Raw genomic sequence first — 16,314 nt, 5'->3', positions numbered from 1 at the left:
TTCCACCAACTGTCTTGGTAAAGCTAAATGTTATAAGGTCTTCTGTGCCGCCATAACTCCGGAGCGCGGAAGCCCCGACAGAGGCGGTACCCGATCTATCTGCAACTCGGGTATAAAAACCTGACAAATGTCCATCTGCCTTAAAGGTGTAGGTGCTATCAACTGCAACAGTGTAGTCACTCCCAGATCCGCTTCCTGGTCCGTAGCCGTATGCGTTGAAACCTAAGGTTCCTGAATATGCCGATAGCACTCCGGAATAGCTATTTAGGGCGTTTGACGTGATGGGAATTGCGCTTTGAATATCACCCTGCTGAACTTCTAAGGTCCAATCTCCACCTTTGCTAGCGGCACCCGTTGTATCTGACGAAGCTGCCACATCGGCCCCTGTTGCCAGGGCTAAGTCGGTAACGAAGTGTTGGCCTGCATCCCCCTGACCAATATCGCAGCCGTAAATCATCAAGTCACCGTCAGCCTTGAGGGCATGACCCAAGAGGGCTAACTCGGTTTTGACGGTGGTGTCGGACAATTGGGCATTGTTAAGGCCATCGGTCCCCAGATTCAGGGTACCGGTGGAACCGTGGCTAAGGATTTGAATGCTGTCGTAGCCTTCGTGGGTTTTGGCCCATTGGGCAATTTGCGCTAGGCCGGACTGATTGGCGGCAATTTCGACAATTTCCACCCCCTCTTTGATGCCCGCTTCCAGGGTTTTGTAGTCGGCGACGGCGGTGTCCACAAACACCACCTCTTTTTTACCCTGGTTCAGGCTGGGGTCAGCGGCGCGAATTTGGACCGGGGCCACTACTTCGGGCAGGGCGTGGGCGGCGTCGGCCGCTGCTGCGCCATCAAACATGAACCGTTGTTCCAATGCCATCCAGGCCCGGGCTGTACGGGGCTGGGCGGCTTGCTCTGGCGACCCTGCGGCCTCTGATTGGCTGCTTTTTCCTATTGGTTGCACATTTTCTGCATCGGCAACAAAGGTTTGGGTGAGTTCGTTCCAGATGCTGCGGTATTGGTGGTTCATGGTTTGCCTCGCTTAGGGGGGGCGGGGTTATTCAGGGTAGGCGCAATTCAAGGATTTAATTGCCAATATTAATGCAAATAGAATAATGCCAATGCAATTCAACGACCTTCCTCTCGCTTACCTGCAATGACAAATGCTTTGCTACCCGCCATTTCTCGCCAAAAATCCATGCCTTCAAACTTCTTGAACAGGTCGGGGGGCAAAATGCTGCGGCGGGATTGAAACTCCACCTTGGGGCGCACCTTGTGCAGGCCGGAAACGCCTAAGGCTTCGTCAAACTCGGGGGCGTCGAATTCCACATTTTCAAAATCGTGACCTTCAAACCAGGGCTCGCCGATAAAGTCGTAGATCAGTCTGAGCACTTTTTCCGGCATGCGGGAAAGGTATTCGTATTCCACCACCAGCAGGGCGTCGGCTTCGTCACCGTAAAAAGCTTCTTTGAGGCCGCTCCAGGCGCGGCCTACCAGGGCTTCGTGGCCCATCAGGGCTTCAACGCGGCTATAGACGGTGCCCTGATTCATGGGGCCGAACAGGCGGGTGAAGTGGTAGGGGTTTTCCCGCACCCGGCGTTCCAGGCTATCCATGACCCAAGGAATGTCCCGCACACAGGCAATGACCTTGGCCTTGGGGTGGAGGGCTTTGAGCAAGGGCATGCGGGATGTCCACATGCGGTTGGTGTCAAAGATAACGGGCTTGTCTTGCAGGTGTTGGTAGTAACTGTGGAACAAGCCGGACAGTATGTCTTGCCGTTGTTCGCCCGCCATGGTGAGCGCTACTTCGGAGCCCGGACTCATCATTTGGGTGACGCCGTTGACCAAGGCGCCAAGACCGCTGGTCATGGAGGCATGGAATCGAGGATTCTGTCGCAGCAGGGCAGATAAAAGCGTGCTACCGGAACGTGGCAGGCCGGAGATGAAGTGAAAAATAGATGCGTGACTCGTCATGGCCAATGTGGGCTAGGTCAAGAAGTAATAATGACCGCCATGTTGCCAATGCGGCCATTGCCTAACAAATGTCCGTTAGTTTGGATTAGGGGGATAGCTGCCGTAGGTAGCAATACAGTAGGTCAAACCCAATTGGGGAGGCAGTGTAGGAACCGGGGTGGGGGTTTGCGTGCCCGCTGTACCAAGGGCAATATTACCTGCTACCCCACTGACAGAAGTGGTTACCTTTCCTACCGTGGCAATTTGCGTGGTGCTATTTGTCCAAATACCGGCACCTGTTGGGCCAGTTGTAGGAGCAGCAGATAAATAGTTATGGGTGGTGTCTGGTGTCGTTACAGGTACCGGGGCACTCGGGGTAGTAGACACGGGCACTGTAACGGACAAGCCAGTGGGCTGGAAGGTAGCAGTATGGTTGTGGAACGCCATATTGGACATAGTCATGGGGGTGGTTTCAGCACCGCGTTTTTCGCCCAAGGCAACGGGGGACAAGCCTGCACCTTGCCCTACGCCAACGGGAGTCCGGCCACGGAGGTCGGGCAGATAGAAGGTATTTTGGCTACCGCCGTAGATATAACCGATGAGTGAGAACAAGGCGGGATATTGGCGAATATCGAGTGGTCGCCCATCAGCAATCGTGTAACCGTTGCCATCAACGGGGCAGTAATTGGCGGCGGTAGGGCAGATCGTCCCCGTTAGGGCATCGCTGGGACAAGCAAAAGCAGAAATAGAGAGGGTGCAGGCCAACAGTCCCAGACTACGCTGGATCAGTTGGTGTACGCGAATCGACCGAGTATTCATTAGATTCTCCAAATGGAAAATGCAAACAGACAATTATTGGGTTCGTGTGGCCAATTTATGGCAGAGATGAACCGTTAGGCATTAATTCCGGGGGGGGAAAATACCCACGTTAGCAATGCAATAACGCAAGCCAATTTCAGGTGCCAAGTTAGCGTAGGGCTGTCCCATACCTGAGGTGGATACCGGGATATTGGCATTGTTATTTGCCGCGTTGAGGGTAACCCCACCAACAGTAGCAACCTCGGCCATGGTGCCGGACCAAATATAGGCATCGTTCGGACCGGTGGTGGAGGCTGATAAGCGGTTATACGTCGTAGTGGGCGTGACCGTAGTGGCAGCACTATATGCGGACACTGGGATGCTGACTGTCAGGCTGTTGGGAACTGCATTGGGGTTGTAATTTGCAGGATGGGAGTGCAGGGGCAGGTTAGCTTGGGTGAGGGTCACAGTGGCTGCTCCCCGTTGCTGCGCCAAGTTGACGATGTTCAGGCCATTTGACGTATTGGGATTGGTGCCGACGGGGGTGCGCGTCTGTAGGTTGGGCAAATTGAAGTTGGTCCTGCCGTCGCCACCAAAGGCAATGCCAATAACAGCGAACAAGGCTTGATTGCCGTTGATTGGGAGGCTCTGACCATTTGGCTCTAAATAGCCCTGGGGGCAATAGCCGGCAGCAGTGACGCAGATAGAGCCGATATATTCCCCATCACCGTCACAGGCAAGGGCAGCGTGAGTTCCTGCTGTTGCGCAGATTGCGAGTAGCGTTTGGCGGCTGACAGCAAGGATTTTCTTCGAAGACTTCATCATTACATTTCTCCGGTCATTACGACTGTTTCATTTGAATGGCATGACCTTTGTTTGTTGGGCCACGCAATATCTACGGTCTAAGGCTGGACTGGAATTTATGGACGCACAGGATAAATACCCTGATAGGCAATGCACTGTCTTAACCCAAGTTGTGGGGGGACAATGGAAATGGGCGTGCTAGCACCAACCCCCCCCACTGTCACCGTGCCTACAGAGCCGGAAACGGTGACGCCACCCAAGGCGATTGTTTGTGTGGGGGTGGAGGCGTAAACCGCAGCCTTACCGCCAGCAACCGTGACATTGGTGGAATTTGACAAATAATTGGCATTGGCACTTGGGGTATCTGTTGTCCCAGTGGCACTGGAGATTGAAACGGAAACAGTACCTTGGGGGGTGCCAGTCGCTGTTTGCGTATAGCTGCTTGTATGGCTGTGAGCAGGCAGTTCAGCAGACGTAAAGCTTACGGCTTCTCGTCCGTATATTCCCCCTTGAACCACTGAGGGAGCGCTTGGCGATGAGCCAATGCCAACAACTGCACGGCTTTGAATGTCGGGCAAGTTAAATGTAGTAGCCGTGCCACCGTAGGTGGCACCAATAACGGCATAAAGCACTTCATAGTTACTGATCGAAACGGCCTGCCCCTTAGCTTCAAGGTAACCCTCGGGGCAGTAGTTAATGGAGGTGGTGCAAACGGTTCCAACGAATGGAGTCGTCGGACAAGCTTGAGCTTCCTGTACTAACCCACCAATAGCCATGAAGCCAGCGACCATAGCCGCCTGACGCGTGTGTCGAATAAGTTTATTTACCATTTTCAATCCTCTTAATTTGTAGATTCAGAAGAACCGCCGGGTCATTATTCCTTCTGCATCCCCCTTGGCACAATGACTTTCTTTTTATGCAAATACCATTAAATATCGCAATTAGTTTGTCAGGTTGATTTATCTTGGCGCATGACTAAAGGCGTATGTTGTTTGGGTGCTTTATTGAGGTTCTTTTTATAAATCAGCAGAGTAGAAAAACTCCCTGGTTAGTACATGAATTTCTTCATCGCCTACCCCAAGAACAGTGAAATTGGGATTGATTGGCGGTTCATATGGAGAGTCAACGCCGGTCATTTCCATCCCTTTGCTGGCGAGGGCTTTGATGTATAGGTTCTTGGGGTCTCTTTCCCGACATATTTCCAGCGGCGTTGCCACGTAAATTTCGATGAAGTTATCAGCACCGATGATTTGCTTTGCTGTGCTACGCCCTGCAATCGAAGGGGAAACCAGTGCTATTACTGCATGAATGCCAGAGTTATTCAGCAGCCGTGCCATTTCGGCGACACGGCGCATGTTTTCTTCCCGATCATTCATCGAGAAACCCAGGTCTTTAGACAGGCCTTGGCGGACTTCATCGCCATCCAGCAGGCAGGCAGGGTGACCCCGTTGGCGCAGTTCTTTGCACAGCCGGGTGGCCAGTGTGGTTTTGCCTGCTGCGGGTAGGCCGGTAAGCCACCAAGTTTTGGGGGTAGTTTTCATTTATTTGCAGAGGCGCTGATGAGCAGTACTTTCGTGGGGGAGCCTTTGCAGACTTCGGAGTTGCTCCACCCGAAGATTTTTTGAAGGAGATTCAACATGGGTGTGCTCACTGTTCGCCTATCCGATGAGAAGCATCAACGATTGAACGCACTTGCCAAAAGCCGAGGCACACCGCTCAATCGCCTGATCTACGAAATGGCCACTCTGATGCTGTCCGAATTCGACGCCACAACCCGTTTTGAGATTCGTGCTGCCCGTGGCGAAAGCAATGCTGAACGAAGACTGGCATTGCGGGTGCTGAACACAGTTGAAGTCACTTTGCTTGGCCTCTGGCAGGCTATAGCGCTTGAGCCACTCATACAGCGTCGGCAACGACACGCCCAGCCAGTTGACGCCTTCTGAGGCGGGATGCCTCCGGTCGGTCACCTGTTTAACTGCTTCAACCTTGAATTTTTCTCGCTGATGCGTGCTGCTCATGACTTCTCCTTTTGCCTATTTTTAAGGCTCCCGAGCATCTACAGGTTCCGGGGCGACCCACACAGAAATTCCATTGGCAAAAAATAATGCCGGGAAATTATGACCAAAGTCAATGAAAATAAAAATTTGAATTACATCCCCCTCTCTCCATCACACCAGTTTTTAGCCAGCACCTGCCCCAAAAATGCAGGGGCAATAGCCTGGCAAGATTAGTGCCGCAGCGCCCTGAAGGCAGAGGACGGCTGGCGGCTTACCGGCCAACGAATACCCTATGCCAGTAAGCCTGCCGCTGCTCGCGCCAGGCACTGAGCCTGGCCCCGCTGGGACCCAGTTCGATGCTGACCATCCCGTCGCGGTCGCTGCGCCAGGTTTGCGTGCCGTGGGCGGTGTAGCGGGCGAGGATTTCCGGCCGGGGATGGCCGAAGCGATTGCGGTAGCCGACGGTGAAGACGGCGTGCAGCGGTGCGACGGCGGCGATGAATTCGGGAGAGGACGAGGTTTTCGAGCCGTGGTGCGGGACCAGCAGGACGTCGGCGAGCAGTTCGTGCGGTACCACCGCCAGCAGCCGCGCTTCGTCGACGGCTTCGATATCGCCGGTGAGCAGCAGGTGGTGGCCGCCGGCAGTAATGCGCAGGACGCAGGAGAGGTGATTGCTTTTTACCGGTTTGGCACGGTCGACCGTGTAAGCCTCGGGCGGCGGATGCAGGAAGGCGAAATCAACGCCATCCCACTGCCAGCGTTCGCCGCCACGGCAAAGCTCGGACGGGGTGGAGGCGAAGGAACTGCTCACCTCCTCCACCGGCAGGGCAGCAAGCAGCGAGGCCGTGCCACCAGCGTGATCACTGTCGCGGTGGCTGATTACCAGGCGATGCACACGGTCGACGCCGGAAAAACGCAAAAACGGCAGCAGCACCCGCTCGCCGGCATCGGCCGCCGGGCCGTAAAGCGGGCCGGGGTCATACACCAGGTTATGCCGCGCGGTACGGACAACCACCGCCAATCCCTGCCCGACATCGAGAAAATCGACCCAGACGCTGCCTTGCTGCGGGCGCGGTGCCGGCCAGTACAGTGCAGGTAGCACCAAACAAAGGCCGAGCCCACGCCCGGGCAGGCCGCGCGGCAATAGCGCAATCGCCACCCCTACGCCGGCCAGCAATGCGACCGGCCAGGGCGGAGCCGGTGGCTGCCAGAGTGGTGCCTGGGCGCACCAGGCGAGAAACAGCAGCAGGCCGGCAAGCAGTAGATGGGCCAACTGCAGCGTCATCGCGGCAAGAGTTTCGCCGCCGGGCAAACTGCCGAGCAAGGCTGCTGCCAGCGCCAGCGGGGCAATCGCCCAGCTGACCAGCGGAATCGCCAGCGCATTGGCCAGCGGCGAAACCAACGACAGTTGCTGGAACAGCAACAGCAGGATCGGCAACGAGGCCAGCGTTGCCGCCCACTGCACGCGCCCCCAGCCCAGCAGGCGTTGCCGCCAGCCGCTGCCGGCCGGCTGCGCCTGGGCGATCCAGAACAGCGCCGCTACCGCGCCAAAAGACAACCAGAAGCCGGGAGCACGTACGGCCCAGGGGTCGTAGAGCAGTACGGCAACCAGCGCCAGGGCCAAAACACGTGATGGTGCCGGCTGGCGTTGCAGCAAACCCGCCAGACAGGCCACCAGCAGCATCATCGCGGTACGCTGGGCCGGCACGGCAAAACCGGCGAGCAGAGCGTAGCCGCAACCGGCCAGCGCTGCGGCGAGCCAGCCGGCCTGTTGCGCCGGCCAGCAACGGACCAGTGCCGGATGGCGCCGCCAGCCGGCGGTAACCAGGGCTGCGCAGAGCGCCGCGAGCATGGTTACATGCAGACCGGAAATACTCATCAAATGTGTCGTACCGGTACGGCTAAAAACCTGCCATTCACCCGGGCCGATCGAACGCTGATCGCCCATCGCCAGAGCGACCAGAATGCCGGCGCCAGGATAGTCGGCCGGAGGCAGTTGGGCCAGCATCTGCTGCCGCAAGCTATCGCGCCAGCGTTCGAGCCACCACCGAGGCTGGGCAACCAGTTCGCTCAGGCGTACTGCCGGCCCTGGACGCAGAGAGCCGGTAGCGCGCAGGCCACGCTCGAACAGCCAGGCTTCGTAATCGAAGCTGCCGGGATTGGCATTGCCGTGCGGCTGTTTCAGCCGCACGCTCAGTTGCCAGCGTTCGCCAGCCCGGAACAACGGTATCGGCTCGGGAGCATCCCCGGCCGCCGCCATTCCTCCGCGCCAGTAATGACTGAGCAGGATGCGCGCCGGCAACCCGGCCTGACGGGCGGGAATTTCCTGGCGGCGATCGTTTTCCACGGTCAACCGGCTTTCCAGCACAAACTCGAAGCGCTGACCACGCTCACTGTATTGCGGCAGTGTTGCCACCACGCCAATCACCTGCAGGTCACGCCCCTCCCACACCGGATCAAGCCGTTCGGCCAGTCGGTCTGCGGCCTGCCACCCCGCCCAGACAAAGCCGAGCCCACACGCCAGCAGCAGCCGGACAAGCTGGCCGGCGCGGCCGGAACCGCAGCAGCCCAAGCACAACAGCCCCAGCAGCACGGCGACCAGCAGCCCCCGCCAGGGCCATGGCGGCAGGACCGGCAACATCTGCAAAAAGCAGATGCCGGAGGTCAACGCCAGCGCGGGAAGAACGATCGGGACCATGCCCAGAGAATGACAAATGAATTCAAATCGGGCAAGCACGGCCACCATCGCGCCTGCAACAGCAGAAAGTCGGTCGGATATTGGCCGGAGATATGGCCAGAAAAAAATCTCTCCGCCCTTGTAAGAAATCAGCCGCCAGCTCCGACTAACCAGCAAGCCCGAAAAAAACCGGGTTTTTGCAGCTTAAAACTCTCACTCTCAATGGAGTCCTATCATGAAAAAGCAAACCCTGACCTCCCTCGCCCTCGGTTCCGCCTTGGCCGCTGCCTCGCTGTCTCCGGCACTGGCTGCCAGCGACACCCCGTTCTCCGCCAAAAAGCTGGAAGCCGGCTACCAACTGGCGCAAGCTGACAGCAAGCAAAAGGACGGGAAGTGTGGCGAAGCCAAATGCGGTGGCGACAAGAAGGCCGCCGACAAGAAGAAGGACGGCAAGTGCGGCGAGGCCAAGTGTGGCGGCGACAAGAAGCCGGCTGACAAGAAGGCCGACGGCAAGTGCGGCGAAGCCAAGTGCGGTGCCAAGAAATAATTGTCCAGCCACCGGGGGGGGCGCGTCATCGTCGCCGCCCCCGCCATCGAGAGTCTGATCATGCTTCCTCCCCGTTCCGTTTTTGGTGCCGGCCTGGGTTTTCGCCGCGAATTGCTCGACGAACTGAGCCACGGCGTCCCCGCCGCCATCAATTTTTTTGAACTGGCACCGGAAAACTGGGCTGGCATCGGCGGCCGCTCGGCGCGCCAGTTGCGCGCGTTTACCGAACGCCACCCCTTTGTCTGCCACGGCCTGTCGCTGTCGCTGGGCGGCCCGGACCCGCTGGATCGCGAATTGCTGTGCCGCATCCGCGACTTCATGCGCGAACACGGGATGGCCCTGTATACAGAGCATCTGGCCTGGACCTCGGCCGACGGCCAGCTCTACGACCTGCTGCCGGTACCGATGACCGGCGATGCGGTACGGTGGACGGCCGCCCGCATCCGCCAGGCACAAGACATTCTCGGAATGCGGATCGGGATCGAGAACGCCTCCTACTATGTGGTGCCGCCCGGCGCCGAAATGAGTGAAACCGAGTTCATCAGCGCCATCCTCGCCGAGGCCGACTGCCTGCTCCACCTCGACGTGAACAATGTGTACGTCAATAGCCGCAACCACGGCTTCGACGCCCTCGCCTTCATCGACGCGCTGCCGCTTGAACGCACCTGCTACGTCCATGTTGCCGGCCATTACACCGAGCCCGACGGCCTGATCATCGACACCCACGGCAGCGCGGTGATCGACCCGGTGTGGCAGTTGCTGGCGGGGACCTACGAGCGGATCGGTGGCGACGTACCGACCTGCCTCGAACGCGATTTCAATATGCCCGATCTGGCGGCGTTGACCGTGGAAGTCGAGCAAATTGCCCGGCTCCAGGCTGCCGCACCGCAAGGCTTGCGCAAGGTGGCATGATGAACAGCCTGTACCCCGATTTTCAGCGTTTTCAGCAGGCCTTTGCCCGCCATGTCCGCGACCCCTGGCACGCGCCGCGCCCGGCCGGCGTTGCAGCGCGCGGCATGAGTGTCTACAACGAACTGCTCTACAACAACCTGCGCAGCTTTGTCGACGCCTGCTTTCCGGTCGGCCGCGACCTGCTCGGCGAACGCGCCTGGTCGCGCCTGTGCCGCTGCTTCTATCGCGACTGGCCACAACGCTCGTCGTGGTTTCGCGACATTCCCGGCAACTTTGTCACCTATCTGCGCGAGGGCGAAATCCGTCAGCCGCTACCGCACTGGCTGGCCGATCTCGCCCACTATGAATGGGTCGAGCTGGCGGTCGATACCGACGCCAGCCCGGCCCCCGCTCTCCGACCCGACGCCGACCCATGGGAGTCTCCGGTTGCCCTCAACCCGAGCTTGCACAATTTGAGTTACGCCTGGCCAGTGCATGAAATCAGCCGCGAATACCGTCCACGCAAGCCGCGCCTGACCCATCTGCTGGTCTATCGCGATGCCGACGAGCGGGTGCAATTCATCGAAACCAACGCCCTCTCCGCCCGCTTGCTGGAACTGCTCGCCGGCGCACCGCTCAGCGGCGAACAGGCTTTGCTGCTACTGGCCAAGCAACAAGCCACCGGCAACCACCAACGCTTTCTGCAGCATGGCCGGACATTGCTGCAGCAATTGCAACAGCAAGGCGTGATTATTGGAGCCCGCACAATATGAAGCCCAACCTCTGGCCATGCCTGTCGCAATGCTCGCTGGCCTTGCTCCGCCAACTTGATCACGGCGCCCCCTGGCTGGCGCTGCTCAGCCTGCGCCTGCTGCTCGGCTGGGATTTTTTTGAATCCGGACTGGAAAAACTGCACGGTGAGAACTGGTTTGCCGAAATCCAGAACCAGTTTCCCTTTCCTTTCAACCTGTTGCCGGCATGGCTCAGCTGGCAACTTGCCACCTGGTTCGAGTTGATCGGCGGCATCGCTCTGGTACTCGGTATCGGCACCCGCTTCTTTGCGCTGACACTCGGCGTGCTGACCGTGGTCGCAATTGCCGCCGTCCATTGGCCTGGAGAATGGCACAGCCTGAGCGAATTGATGCGCGGGTATGTTTTTACCGACCAGGGCCATGGCAACTTCAAGCTGCCGATGATTTTCCTCGGGATGCTGCTGCCCTTGCTGCTGCAAGGTCCGGGTAAACTCTCGCTGGACCACCTGCTGCGGCGCAAGCTGGAGGCCGAATGAAACTTGCCGGCATCCGCACCCGCATTGCGCTCGCCTTCAGCGCCTTTCTCGTCGTCGCCATCGCCTCGGCCTTGCTGACTCTGGCCAACGGCCGGCAGATCGAGCATACCACCCGCTTGATCGCCGAACAGCGCCTGCCCGGCCTGCTCGCCGTCAATGCTCTGTCGCAGGCCCTGGAGGCCAGGCAGTCGCAACTCTACGAGTTATATGCGACAACCGATGGAGAACCGCTACAACGCTGGCTGCAAGGCAACGACGAACAGGTCGCCCGCCAGATCGAAAAACTGCGCCGGCAACCGGAACTGGCCCCTTTGCTGGCGAACTGGAACACCGCCTGGCCACAACTGTTGCAACAGCAACGCCAGGTCATCGAACTGCTCACCGCTCAGGCAATCGACTGGGACGCCGCCCGCGATGCGCTGGCGGCTTTTCGCCATCAGGCCGGCGAGCTACAGGAGAAGCTGGAGGCGGCCGTTGCCCACGCGGCACAATTGTCGCAAAGCCAGGCAGATCATTCGGCCCACCTCACCCGCCAGTTGATCTGGGGCGGTGCCCTGGCGGTCGGGCTAACCTTGCTGGTTTTTGCAGTCGCCCTGTTTTATCTCGACCGCAGCATCAGTCTGCCCTTGCGCCGGATGAGCCGGGAGATTCAGCGCATTGCCGCCGAGCGTGAATTAACCGCCACCCTGCCCGGTGGCGGCAGCGATGAAACCGATCAGATCGCACATGCAGTCAACGAATTGCTCACAGCATTTCGGCAAGCAGCACGCACCTTCAACAGCACCACCCGCCGCCTCAGTCATTTCGCCGAGGAGTTGCTGCAACGGGTCGCCGATGCTCGCGCTAGCGCCGGACGCCAGTTGGTGGAACTGCAGGGAATCCGGGTCGCCATCCAGACAGGCACCGAACAAGTCGAGCAAATTGCCGGCGATACCGCCCAGGCCTCGAGCGCAGCCGAACATTCCGAGCACTGCGGCGAGGCGGGGGCGGAGGCGGTCGATGCGACCCGCCTGGCCATTGCCACGCTCTCGGCCGAAGTCCTGACCTCGGCCGATCTGGTCGAACGGCTCGACGACGATGCCCGCCAGGTCGGCAGCGTACTCGAACGGATTCGCAGCATTGCCCAGGAAACCAACATGCTGGCACTCAATGCAGCAATCGAGGCTGCGCGTGCCGGCGAAGCCGGCCGGGGTTTCGCGGTCGTCGCCGATGAGGTTCGCAAGCTGGCCAACACCGCCGATACCTCAACCACCGAAATCGATGCGCTGCTCGCACATCTAGGCAGCGTCACCCGGCAAACCGCCGAGGTCATGCGGCGCAGCAAGGAAGGTGCCGCCGCCTGCGGCGAACGCTCGTTGCAAGCGCAAGACCAGCTGGCGGCGATTCTGGTCGCGATGGGACAGATTCGCGATCTCAACCGGCGTATCGACCATGCCGGTGCCGAACATCAGCAGGCCATGCATCAGATCGGGGAACGCACCGAACGGGTCGACACTACCGCCCGCCAGGTCGATCAACTGGCCGGCCTGCTGGCCGAAAGCGCCCAGCAACTAGCCAGCGATACTCGCGAACTCCAACAGCAGCTGGCACAACTCGTCTACTGACCGGCCCATGCACTCCGTCCTCCTTCCTCCTTCCCGCGCCCTTTTGTCGATGCGCCGCCTGCTGGCGGCTTTTGTACTGCTGCTGTTGTTTGCCGCCAGCGTGATCTGGCTGAATCTGTCCGCCAGCCGCGCCGTTGCCACCCAGTCGGCCACGCTTGCCGAACGACGCATTCCCGAATTGCGGGCAATCAGCGATTTGCGGGCTCAACTCGCAGCCCGCGGCAACCAGCTCTATCTTTACTACGCCACCACCGACGGCGAAGCCTGGCGGGCAGCCGACCAACAGATCGAGCAGCAAATGGAACGCGGCCTCTCGGCCCTGATCGGCCTCGGCCTGCCAAACTCGGAGCAACAGCTTTATCGCCGGCATGCCAGCGACTGGCTGCAGCACACGCAGATTTTCAACCGCGAAATGCAACGGCCAATGCGACGCAACTGGGATACCTTGCGCGACCATCTGGCAGCTGCCCAACGCAGCCTCGATGCTCAGGCCGTCATGTTTGCGGCCTGGGACGAAGCGATCCGGCTGAGTACTGCCGAAGCCAGCCAATCGGCGCTCGCCGAGGTCGGCCGCCTGACCTGGATGCAAATCGCATTCAGCCTGGGAATGCTGCTGGTTGCCGGAATCGCAATGAGTATCTTGCGTGCCCGGCAACAGGATCAGTCGGCTCTGCAGCAGCAGGCGCATTTCGACCAGCTGACCGGCTTGCCCAACCGGCGCAGCCTGGAATACGCATTGCAGCATCTCCCCCCCACGAGTAATGGCTGCCTGCTGCTGCTCAGTCTGCCGGCCTACCCGCGCCTTGCCGGCATTCATGGTCAGGCCAGTGCCGATGCGCTGCTCCAGGCCACCACGCGGTGGCTACGCAACGAACTCGGCCGGAGCAGTGAAGATCCGTTGCTGTTCCGCATCGAAGGCGAGCGACTGGCAGTGCTTGCGCCCGGGTATGACGCCGCCACCGCCGCAACGCTGGCCAACCAGCTACGCCAGATTGCAAACTACCCCCTGCAACTCAAAGCCCGCCGCCTGACGGTCGAACTGCGCATCGGCATCACCCTCTTTCCGAAGGACGGTCAAGACCCCGGCGGTCTGATCCGCAACGCCGAAGCTGCCTTGCAGCACACGGTCAACGGCGACGATTGCCAATTTTTCAGTTCCAGCCTGGCAGCGGCCAATGATCACCGCCTGGCCCTGGAAACCGCCTTGCGACATGCCCTGCAGCAGCAGGAACTGAGCTTGCACTATCAGCCCAAGCTTACGCCGGCTGGCGAACTGCGGGGAGCCGAAGCGCTGGCTCGCTGGCGACACGCCGGACAATGGGTATCGCCCGGCGAGTTCATTCCTGTCGCCGAAGAAAGCGGCCTGATCATTCCGCTGGGTAACTGGGTGGTCGAAGAAGCCTGCCGCCAATGGAAACAATGGCACAACGGGGGGCTACCCGCGCTGCCACTGGCGGTAAATATCTCTGCCCAACAATTCCAAGCGCCGGATTTTCCCGCCTGGCTGGCGAACACGTTGGCACATCACGGCGTTCCCCCAGCCATGCTCGAACTCGAAATCACCGAAGCCGTCGCCGCCAACGACCCGGACCAAGTCATCGCCACCATGCACAAACTCAAGCAACTCGGGGTCTCTCTGGCCATCGACGATTTCGGTACCGGCTATTCATCGCTGGCCTATCTGCAGCGTTTTCCCATCGACACACTGAAAATCGACCAGTCCTTCATCCGCGACCACCTCAGCCAGCCGGCAATTGTCCGCCTGATCCTCGCCCTGGCTGCGGAGCTCCGGCTGGAGGTTGTAGCCGAGGGGGTGGAAACAACGGAACAGCAGGCCATGCTTGCTGCTCTCGGCTGCGACCTGTTGCAAGGCTATCTATTTTCCCGCCCACTACCCCCTACCGCCTACGCAGCATGGCTGGCCTGCCCATCGAGGCCAAACCGTAGCACCGCAACCGCGAATGCTCTGCAATAAGCCATTCAAAAGCGCAAATTTCCATGTGTTTTTGCGCCCTTCAGCAACTGCGGTGGCCTGCTTTGCTATTCTGCCGTTGATCGGATCATGCCCTCACACTCCCCTGCCCATGTCTGCAGCCACCATCGATAACCGCTTCGTCAGTACCGTCCGCCAGGACATGCTGGCCTTCGCCCGTCTGCAACTGCGCGACGCCGAACTGGCCGAGGATGCCGTGCAGGAGGCCTTGACCGCAGCGCTGCACGGAGAACAGACCTTCGCCGGCCAGGCGGCGCTGAAGAGTTGGGTGTTCGGGATTCTCAAGCACAAGATCGTCGATCTGCTGCGCCAGCAGGGAAGAAGTACGCCAATCTCGGCCTATGCCGGCGAAGGCGAAAGCCTGGATAGCCAATTTGACATCCTGTTCAAGGAAAACGCGCATTGGCACCCGGCCGTGGCCCCCCGCGACTGGGGCAATCCGGAAGCCCTGCTGCAGGAAAAGCATTTCTGGGCGGTTTTCGATGCTTGCCTGACGGTCCTGCCGGCCAATACTGCGCGCGTCTTCATGATGCGCGAGTTTCTTGAATTCGACACCGGAGAAATTTGCTCGACGCTGGGGATCAGCGGCAGCAACTGCCATGTGATCCTGCACCGCGCTCGTGCAGCCTTGCGTGGCTGCCTGGAAAAAGGCTGGCTGATGGCAGGCGAAAGGGCCTCATGATGGACTGCAAACACGCTACCCAACTGATGTCGGCAGAGTTGGACCGAGCGCTGGGTGTCGGCGAACGCATCGGGCTGGAAGTTCACCTGACCATCTGCCGTGGCTGCGACAACTACCGCGAGCAAATTCGCGTGCTCCGCAAGGCCTGCCAAGTCTACCGCCACAACCTCGAAGAAGCCGCAGATGACGATTTGCCGCCACTGCCCCCCCCTGCTGGAAAATAGGCCGGCAGGCGTCCGAAAATTCAAATTCGGCAAAAACGCAACAAACCATACCTATCACTTTTTGCTCTGTTTCATATGAGCAGGGATGCTCCACCAGCGGGCTGTGGTATGTTTGTAACCAATCACTAACAAGTTCCCGCCCACATGTCACGCCGCCCCACGCTGACCACCTTGCGCGCGATTGCGCCACTTGCCGTTCTCCCCGAAAACAGCCTCGTCCGCCTGCTCAACTGCGCCAGCTGGATTTCACTGGATCCCGGTTATTGCTTCATCCGCCAGAACGACGACGCCAATGCGGTCAGCTTCCTGCTCAGCGGCTACGTCAAGATCATGCGTGGCGAGGGCGTTGCCCGTCCGTGCATGCCGCAGGGCAGCAACGAGCGGCGGCAGCGTCCGCGTCTCGACGCGATGGTCGCCCTGATCGGCCCGGGCAGCATGGTCGGCGAAGCCGCAGCCTTGTTGGGCGGCAGCGAACGTTCATCGGCAATCACGCTGACCACCAGCGAACTGATCCGCATCCCGAACGATGAATTCAGTTCCCTGATGCAATCCTCGCCGGCCTTTTCCTTCGCTGTTGCCGGCAAGATGGCAGAACGCCAGATCGACGTCGAACGCCAGGTTGAACTGATGCGCGGCCCACTGGAAGGCCGGGTACATGCCCTGCTCCGCCATTGCCGCAGCATCGGGCTCGACCCGGTCGGCGCCCTGACCAATGCCGAAATCGCCCGCATGGTTGGCGCCACCCGCGTTGCGGTCAGCCCGATCATGAGCCGGATCAACGGCCGCCTGGGACCGCGCAGCACCAGCATGCTGCAGGCCCTGTCCGGCTGAACCCCGGGAACCCGAGGCCAACAGCCCTCTCGCA

General features: G+C 59.7%; 16 protein-coding genes and 1 pseudogene. 10 read left to right on the top strand and 7 right to left on the bottom strand.

The genetic code is table 11. The features are described from left to right. Positions 1-256: 256 nt before the first annotated feature. The 6 genes and pseudogenes from VX159_RS05985 to cysC all read right to left on the bottom strand — a co-directional run. Positions 257-1,021: pseudogene (locus VX159_RS05985) on the bottom strand (DUF4347 domain-containing protein); the annotation flags it as partial. Positions 1,022-1,119: 98 nt separating this feature from the next. Continuing rightward, complete coding sequence (locus VX159_RS05980) at positions 1,120-1,965, bottom strand: sulfotransferase (protein ID WP_371325063.1); 846 nt, start codon at positions 1,963-1,965, stop codon at positions 1,120-1,122. A 75-nt stretch (positions 1,966-2,040) separates the two neighbouring features. Further along, entirely contained in the window at positions 2,041-2,763 is a 723-nt protein-coding gene (locus VX159_RS05975; protein WP_371325062.1) for a phage tail protein, read from the bottom strand. Between the two features lie 81 nt (positions 2,764-2,844). Next, a complete protein-coding gene (locus tag VX159_RS05970; RefSeq protein WP_371325061.1) occupies positions 2,845-3,567 on the bottom strand; it encodes a phage tail protein in 723 nt (240 codons plus the stop codon). A 95-nt stretch (positions 3,568-3,662) separates the two neighbouring features. Then, on the bottom strand, positions 3,663-4,376 hold the full coding sequence (locus VX159_RS05965) for a phage tail protein (RefSeq protein ID WP_371325060.1): 714 nt from the start codon (positions 4,374-4,376) through the stop codon (positions 3,663-3,665). Between the two features lie 186 nt (positions 4,377-4,562). Continuing rightward, entirely contained in the window at positions 4,563-5,087 is a 525-nt protein-coding gene (cysC, locus tag VX159_RS05960; RefSeq protein WP_371325059.1) for an adenylyl-sulfate kinase, read from the bottom strand. A 96-nt stretch (positions 5,088-5,183) separates the two neighbouring features. On the opposite strand from cysC, the gene VX159_RS05955 reads away from it, so the two are divergent. Beyond that, the gene (locus tag VX159_RS05955) at positions 5,184-5,489 is read left to right on the top strand and encodes a toxin-antitoxin system HicB family antitoxin (RefSeq protein WP_371325058.1); all 306 of its coding nucleotides are present in this window, start codon (positions 5,184-5,186) and stop codon (positions 5,487-5,489) included. A gap of 325 nt (positions 5,490-5,814) precedes the next feature. Here VX159_RS05955 and VX159_RS05950 read toward each other — a convergent pair whose 3' ends face one another. Further along, entirely contained in the window at positions 5,815-8,241 is a 2,427-nt protein-coding gene (locus VX159_RS05950; protein ID WP_371325057.1) for a DNA internalization-related competence protein ComEC/Rec2, read from the bottom strand. A gap of 214 nt (positions 8,242-8,455) precedes the next feature. Here VX159_RS05950 and VX159_RS05945 point away from each other — a divergent pair, with 214 nt between their 5' ends. The 9 genes from VX159_RS05945 to VX159_RS05905 all read left to right on the top strand — a co-directional run bounded on the left by VX159_RS05945 (position 8,456) and on the right by VX159_RS05905 (position 16,280). Further along, the gene (locus VX159_RS05945; protein ID WP_371325056.1) at positions 8,456-8,767 is read left to right on the top strand and encodes a hypothetical protein; all 312 of its coding nucleotides are present in this window, start codon (positions 8,456-8,458) and stop codon (positions 8,765-8,767) included. Beyond that, positions 8,768-9,679 carry a DUF692 domain-containing protein gene (locus VX159_RS05940; RefSeq protein WP_371325055.1) on the top strand — a complete coding sequence of 304 codons (912 nt, stop codon included), beginning with the start codon at positions 8,768-8,770 and terminating at the stop codon, positions 9,677-9,679. Then, positions 9,676-10,431 (top strand): DUF2063 domain-containing protein, encoded by a 756-nt coding sequence (locus VX159_RS05935; protein ID WP_371325054.1) that lies wholly within the window; start codon positions 9,676-9,678, stop codon positions 10,429-10,431. The genes VX159_RS05940 and VX159_RS05935 overlap by 4 nt, the downstream gene beginning before the upstream one ends. Next, positions 10,428-10,946 (top strand): DoxX family protein, encoded by a 519-nt coding sequence (locus VX159_RS05930; protein ID WP_371325053.1) that lies wholly within the window; start codon positions 10,428-10,430, stop codon positions 10,944-10,946. The genes VX159_RS05935 and VX159_RS05930 overlap by 4 nt, the downstream gene beginning before the upstream one ends. Further along, the gene (locus VX159_RS05925) at positions 10,943-12,550 is read left to right on the top strand and encodes a methyl-accepting chemotaxis protein (protein WP_371325052.1); all 1,608 of its coding nucleotides are present in this window, start codon (positions 10,943-10,945) and stop codon (positions 12,548-12,550) included. Before VX159_RS05930 ends, VX159_RS05925 begins: the two co-directional genes overlap by 4 nt. 7 nt (positions 12,551-12,557) lie before the next feature. Beyond that, a complete protein-coding gene (locus tag VX159_RS05920; RefSeq protein WP_371325051.1) occupies positions 12,558-14,525 on the top strand; it encodes a putative bifunctional diguanylate cyclase/phosphodiesterase in 1,968 nt (655 codons plus the stop codon). A gap of 109 nt (positions 14,526-14,634) precedes the next feature. Further along, positions 14,635-15,225 (top strand): sigma-70 family RNA polymerase sigma factor, encoded by a 591-nt coding sequence (locus VX159_RS05915; protein WP_371325050.1) that lies wholly within the window; start codon positions 14,635-14,637, stop codon positions 15,223-15,225. Further along, entirely contained in the window at positions 15,222-15,449 is a 228-nt protein-coding gene (locus tag VX159_RS05910; RefSeq protein WP_371325049.1) for a zf-HC2 domain-containing protein, read from the top strand. Before VX159_RS05915 ends, VX159_RS05910 begins: the two co-directional genes overlap by 4 nt. Before the next feature lie 144 nt (positions 15,450-15,593). After that, positions 15,594-16,280, top strand: coding sequence for a Crp/Fnr family transcriptional regulator (locus VX159_RS05905; RefSeq protein WP_371325048.1), 687 nt, complete (start codon positions 15,594-15,596; stop codon positions 16,278-16,280). Positions 16,281-16,314: the final 34 nt, after the last annotated feature.

This window comes from Dechloromonas sp. ZY10 (assembly GCF_041378895.1).
Taxonomy (GTDB): Bacteria; Pseudomonadota; Gammaproteobacteria; order Burkholderiales; family Rhodocyclaceae; genus Azonexus; species Azonexus aquae.
Note: the sequence above shows the minus strand (reverse complement) of the source record. Positions and strands in the feature narration are given on the sequence as shown.

Coding starts and splice junctions, on each gene's coding strand:
- cysC (WP_371325059.1), bottom strand. CDS start 5,087: ATGAAAACTACCCCCAAAACTTGGTGGCTTACCGGCCTACCCGCAGCA.
- VX159_RS05970 (WP_371325061.1), bottom strand. CDS start 3,567: ATGATGAAGTCTTCGAAGAAAATCCTTGCTGTCAGCCGCCAAACGCTA.
- VX159_RS05905 (WP_371325048.1), top strand. CDS start 15,594: ATGTCACGCCGCCCCACGCTGACCACCTTGCGCGCGATTGCGCCACTT.
- VX159_RS05910 (WP_371325049.1), top strand. CDS start 15,222: ATGATGGACTGCAAACACGCTACCCAACTGATGTCGGCAGAGTTGGAC.
- VX159_RS05980 (WP_371325063.1), bottom strand. CDS start 1,965: ATGACGAGTCACGCATCTATTTTTCACTTCATCTCCGGCCTGCCACGT.
- VX159_RS05950 (WP_371325057.1), bottom strand. CDS start 8,241: ATGGTCCCGATCGTTCTTCCCGCGCTGGCGTTGACCTCCGGCATCTGC.
- VX159_RS05925 (WP_371325052.1), top strand. CDS start 10,943: ATGAAACTTGCCGGCATCCGCACCCGCATTGCGCTCGCCTTCAGCGCC.
- VX159_RS05955 (WP_371325058.1), top strand. CDS start 5,184: ATGGGTGTGCTCACTGTTCGCCTATCCGATGAGAAGCATCAACGATTG.
- VX159_RS05920 (WP_371325051.1), top strand. CDS start 12,558: ATGCACTCCGTCCTCCTTCCTCCTTCCCGCGCCCTTTTGTCGATGCGC.
- VX159_RS05975 (WP_371325062.1), bottom strand. CDS start 2,763: ATGAATACTCGGTCGATTCGCGTACACCAACTGATCCAGCGTAGTCTG.
- VX159_RS05915 (WP_371325050.1), top strand. CDS start 14,635: ATGTCTGCAGCCACCATCGATAACCGCTTCGTCAGTACCGTCCGCCAG.
- VX159_RS05935 (WP_371325054.1), top strand. CDS start 9,676: ATGATGAACAGCCTGTACCCCGATTTTCAGCGTTTTCAGCAGGCCTTT.
- VX159_RS05930 (WP_371325053.1), top strand. CDS start 10,428: ATGAAGCCCAACCTCTGGCCATGCCTGTCGCAATGCTCGCTGGCCTTG.
- VX159_RS05965 (WP_371325060.1), bottom strand. CDS start 4,376: ATGGTAAATAAACTTATTCGACACACGCGTCAGGCGGCTATGGTCGCT.
- VX159_RS05945 (WP_371325056.1), top strand. CDS start 8,456: ATGAAAAAGCAAACCCTGACCTCCCTCGCCCTCGGTTCCGCCTTGGCC.